The sequence below is a fragment of the Halalkalibacter wakoensis JCM 9140 genome, from assembly GCF_000513095.1.
Lineage (GTDB): Bacteria > Bacillota > Bacilli > Bacillales > Bacillaceae_D > Halalkalibacter > Halalkalibacter wakoensis.
The window spans coordinates 1-4,023 of sequence record NZ_BAUT01000132.1; the positions used below are offsets into that span (position 1 = coordinate 1).

3 protein-coding genes and 1 pseudogene are annotated in these 4,023 nt (G+C 32.3%); all 4 read right to left on the reverse strand.

Translation table 11 applies throughout. From position 1 onward, the window contains the following. Window positions 1–784 (reverse strand): annotated as a pseudogene (locus JCM9140_RS21590) (hypothetical protein); the annotation flags it as partial. 131 nt (window positions 785–915) lie between these two features. Next, entirely contained in the window at window positions 916–1,905 is a 990-nt protein-coding gene (locus tag JCM9140_RS21595) for an ATP-binding protein (RefSeq protein WP_034633157.1), read from the reverse strand. Window positions 1,906–1,926: 21 nt separating this feature from the next. Continuing rightward, a complete protein-coding gene (locus tag JCM9140_RS21600) occupies window positions 1,927–3,843 on the reverse strand; it encodes a TnsB C-terminal domain-containing protein (RefSeq protein ID WP_034751631.1) in 1,917 nt (638 codons plus the stop codon). After that, the coding region (locus JCM9140_RS24245; RefSeq protein ID WP_034751633.1) for a hypothetical protein at window positions 3,821–4,023 on the reverse strand (203 nt) is incomplete at its 5' end. The genes JCM9140_RS21600 and JCM9140_RS24245, both read right to left, overlap by 23 nt.

Genomic DNA, 4,023 nt, shown 5'->3' on the forward strand with positions numbered 1-4,023 from the left:
AGCTGTTCTTTAATAAATAATTTGCATTCTGTAGTTCGTTTTCGTTTATGCCAATTTTTAGCGAATTAATATAGTTCGAGGTTTCTATTTTATGATAAGTATATTCATATTCCTTAGAGATTTTAAAATCACTATCGACCACTGAAATCAATTTTTCTAATACCTCTGAATCATCTTCCAAGTCAATTCCAGAAAAGAACCTACATTTATTTAATCTGTTGATTTGACTCTGATCAAGATTCAACCAAGCATTCAATGCTTGAGATTGAATATCACCTATTGGTTTTTTCCATGAAAAAGTTGGATTTGGTGTAGTTTCGGATGTTAACCAACCGTTCCCACACTTACAAAGGAATGGTCCATCAGTATATTGATCAGAGAGCAAATACGGTATTGGATTACGACAATAAGGACAACCTTGAATTAATGGCAGCTTATGAAACGGACAAAAATGAATTAATTTGGATTGGAAAAATAAACTGTGGTAGCCAGTCTTTAAACAATCAATACAAAAAAATAAGTCATCTCTAAAATAGTAACTAGAACTTTTATTAAAGTTATAGAAGCATTGAAATAACTTTTGCAATAAATAATTATTATGTTGGTGCAATGAAAATCCTAAGAATCGTTCAACTATATCTTCATCTAAACCATTTAAATGTATTAATTGTCGGTGTGTTTTTCCGAAACTCTTTAAATTTCTAACTTTCTCTACTCCAAATAATCGCAATATATCATTTGCATCAATAAAGTTGGTGAATTTTAGTTTTTCAAATATCCCCATGGTGATTCATAAGAGTTAAACCAATCATTGTTCCAGTTTAACGTAGCATTTCTTTTATTTTTAGGAACTTCATGTTGTAAATTCAAATGGAGTTATTCCTTTCAATATTGTAACGAAAAACAATTTAACTTTTAACCAAAAATAACGTTGGTTTCCGCTTCTATATAACCTGAGTTTTCAACTGCTTCTTCAAAATGCTCATCACTTAATCCTTCTAAATTTTCTCCTTCAACACCAAATTCTCTTAACAGGTATTCTATTGTTAAAGTAATATATTGCATTGGAATTTCTATTTTGGATCTTATTCCTGCAGCTTTTCTTAATTGTATAAAAGCTTCAAAGATTGAGTCGGTAAAATTTTTCAAACGAAATCCATTTAAATAAGCAGTAGGAAAATAATATCTAGTCATAGTCCATGTTGTATCTTGTGGATATGAATATTTGTCGTAACCTTCTAGTATTTCTTCTAGATCACCTTTGGTTTTCACTCCGCTAAATTGATGTTGATGTACCATAAAACGTCCAATGATTTGTTGTTTCCCTTCGGCTCCAAATGAAGATCTGCGATTTACTAATTCATCTTGCCCTACTAAAAAGACGGTCAAGCTGATTCCTACTCTATCTAAATCATTATAAATATCCATTAGCCAGCCATATTGCATGTCAACCAATCTTTGAGCATCATCTATAAAGAAGACGATTCTCCTCTTACCTGATTGATTTGCTCGTTCAATTAAAAACCAGAGTAGACGTTGGCGCTTTTTATCTGCCTTGCCTGAAAAGGGAACCGCGTGGCCAATGTCTAGTAAAATATCTTGAAAGAAGATATTTTCGTTAGCATTTTTATATTCTCTAGACAAAAGAAAGTAAATTGGTATATTATCAAATTCTTCAGGTAGGATACGCATTAAATATTCTAATGCACGGGTTTTGCCTAATCGTGGTCTTCCATGGATGATAACACCCGTTGACCGATTAGTAAGACATTGAACAACTTTTTTATATAAATGATCAATTTCATTTGTTCCAATTAGATAACGGCCTGTTTCTATTGGGTGAGTCCCTTTTGGAAATAATGGTCTTGTTTCTGGTAATGCTTCACTTTTAACTATAGGATGCATCTTTTCACCTACTTTCTAAAATTAATAAAATATAGTTTTTCTGATTTTTTTTATCTCTGATCCTTTTGACCTTTTTTTCTTTTCTCTGAGTTGTTTCTTCTGATTGAACTCATCATTTGTCTCAATAACATCATTTTCTTTTAATTCATTAGAATTTGAATAGAAAGTTGTCTCACGAATACTTTTTTCTAGAGCAGCTAATTTATTTCTAGTATTTTTATTTGATTTTGCATTTTCTAATAAAAAGTTATGATATATTTGGACAGCATCATCCTGGTTTGTAAAATGCATTAGTTTTCTATGGCGCATTTTAAAAATCTCTTGCCTTACAAGCAAAGTATGTGGAGTTATTCCCCATTTCCCTGACGCTTTTAAAAGTCCTAATTCTGAACCATCAGGATAAAATGCTTTTATTACACGAAGATCATCTGTATTAACTACTAAATCTAACTTCATCCCAATTAAACCATAAGAATTTGATAAAATTGGGTTGGTGTATCGGACATTTTCATATTGTATATATGGCCGACGTTTATCTTTGACATTGCCATTGATTGTTCGCTGCGCATGAAGAGTCATAAAAGCTGCCTCGCTTCTTTTTTCTATAGATATTTGATCAATAATCATAGGGTTTTGTTCAACCTTTTCTTTCATTATTTCAAGAGGAGAAAGGAAACTAATCCCTTCATGTGGCGTTCCATTATATTGAGCTATTAAGACCTCAGTAAGTTCCTCTATGTGCTCAGGTGAAATTCGATACTTAATCGCTTGTTTGGCCGCATCTTTCCGACGAGAATCGTTAGGGTTGCTACCTGTTGTATTGGGCAATAGATGAAAACCATTTTCTTCCAGAATTCCATAGAACCGTTCTTGAATGCTTCTTCTCAAAGGTGATTCAACTGGTCCAGCATTTATTGCACATCCCACAACGTTTTTCAATCTGTCTTGCACTATTGTTGAAAGATTAGATCGAGCATTATCATAAAACATTTCTCCCCACACTGCCCATTGAGTTTCTGGAATAACCGCTGATGGAAATCCTCCATCTTTAGGATATTCAAGTCCAGAAATCGTAAAAGTTTTAGGTTGCCACGGAACAATCGCATTTCGAATACACCTTAAAACATCTGAAGAATTGTATTCTTTATTAAAACTAATATGATAACCAAGAATATTTCTTGTAGCCACATCCATAACAGTTAAGAGCCAGATTCTATTAATTTCTTTGACTACTTCTACTTCTTCAGGTGTATTTATTACAATAGCAAGGCTTAAATCTAGTTTGTGGCCATCAAATTGAACACGTTCAAACGGTCTATTTATTAAAGATATTTGATTTGTTGATTCATAAATTGGAACTGATCTAAAATTCAATTCCTTAACATATCTGTAAAGGCTTCTTCTTCCTTGTTCAGAAGTATTAAAAGGATAATGAGGTGGCGCGATACCTAATTCACGACACTTTATTATAAATTTCTTATGGATATGTTTTGTTCTGGTATTAAGCTCAGATGCTGCCTTATTTTTTTGTTTAAAAACATGTCGATCTATTAATTCTCGTAGGTCAGGATATGTTTCCAATAACAGTTGAAATGCACCATTGTTATTATCTTGTTTTGATTTAGGTAATGATTGTCGGTTGTAGGAATCAATACGCTTGTGGGGAATTAACGCTCTAAATCCCCACAGAACCCCTTGTTGATCAAACTTCAAACACTTTTTTAAAAAAATACTTATTTGTGATCTATTAATTCCAGTTTCCTTATGAATTTGTGTATGTGTCTTGCTTTTAAAATACATGAGGATTGCTTTTTTTCTTTTTAAAAAAGTGGATTGATCTTCATCTGATAAACTTTCAATCCGAACGTCTGGCCATTTAGTAAGATCCAGTAGTTCTTTATCAACATTTTCGTTTTCAATTATCCTTCGTTTGGTCATTCAACCACACCTCTGTTTCAAGTGATATTTTTTTTTCGTACATATTCGAAGATATGTCTCCTTTATAAATAAGCCAAAATAAAGCTTCTTTTGTACGAGGTAAAGAGATACTTGCATTCATGTTTTCAATTATTTGTTTTATTGATGTTCTCTTACTTGTCACTTCATGAAGAAGTTTCC

What these genes read in the sequence shown, in the direction of transcription:
- JCM9140_RS21595 (WP_034633157.1), bottom strand. Translation starts at nt 1,905, where the DNA reads ATGCATCCTATAGTTAAAAGTGAAGCATTACCAGAAACAAGACCATTA.
- JCM9140_RS21600 (WP_034751631.1), bottom strand. Translation starts at nt 3,843, where the DNA reads ATGACCAAACGAAGGATAATTGAAAACGAAAATGTTGATAAAGAACTA.